Annotated in this window: 1 protein-coding gene; it reads right to left on the reverse strand. The window is 47.7% G+C overall.

Features of this window, described 5'->3' with window-relative positions; translation table 11 throughout:
- A partial coding sequence (locus tag F8B77_RS17750) for a hypothetical protein (protein ID WP_167512878.1) occupies positions 1–371 on the reverse strand: 371 nt, incomplete at both ends.

The raw sequence follows: 371 nt of genomic DNA on the forward strand, positions 1-371 counted from the left end.
GTTTACTTCACTGAGGCTATTGGCGTCCACACCCGTAACACCAATGTCAGCATAGTTGGTGACTGTTGGCGTGGTTTGGGTATTATCCGCAGCATAGCTTTGAATAATCGCTAAGCTATCAACCACAGTTTGAATGCCAGCGACGGTAGTTAGCGACTGGCTGTCAACTTGTGCATTAATTTCCGCTAAATTGTTGGCATCAATACCCGTGACGCCAAAGTCGGCATAATCACTCACCGATGGTGCTGGTTGCGTATTATCAGCCGCGTAACTTTGAATCACATTGACGCTATCGGTTAGAATCTGGATCGCAGCCACCGTGGTCCACGATTGACTGTCCACCTGACCGTTTATTTCACTGAAGTTGTTGG

The sequence above is a fragment of the Aliivibrio finisterrensis genome (genome assembly GCF_008933155.1).
Taxonomy (GTDB): domain Bacteria; phylum Pseudomonadota; class Gammaproteobacteria; order Enterobacterales; family Vibrionaceae; genus Aliivibrio; species Aliivibrio finisterrensis.